Source organism: Dellaglioa sp. CoH-57-MRSF-17, from assembly GCF_056782015.1.
Genome location: NZ_JBXAXY010000063.1, coordinates 1 through 396 on the forward strand (window position 1 = coordinate 1; position 396 = coordinate 396).

Consider the following 396-nt stretch of genomic DNA (forward strand, 5'->3'; position numbering starts at 1 on the left):
GAACCATCGTAGGAGATGCTATCGCCTGATACGTGGGTCCATACCCACGAGCCTGCGCTCATATCCACCTGAAGCATCGAACCCGATGGATCAACGTAGCCCCAGCGGCTTGGATTCGAGAACCAAGGGTGCTTCGACTTCGTGGTCATGATGCTAGTCATCAGCGCCTTGTTCTCGTCACCACCTTGCAGCTCGATCTTGATAGTCGATCCAACCTGAGGGCACCCATACCATCCGTATGGCCCCTTAGCCCCAACACCGAACCCGAACGGACTGTCCTTCATGTTTCCGATCCACGGAACTTCACCCTGATCAGTTTCGTATAGACCCGGAACTTTAGCCTGTACACGGCTCATCCCAGTGGTGTCATTATTGGCGGTGACCGTTCCCAAGTAG

Annotated in this window: 1 protein-coding gene; it reads right to left on the reverse strand. The window is 54.5% G+C overall.

Annotated features, from left to right (window positions below; translation table 11 throughout):
- A partial coding sequence (locus tag AC1RPJ_RS07865) for a hypothetical protein (RefSeq protein WP_481762858.1) occupies positions 1 to 396 on the reverse strand: 396 nt, incomplete at both ends.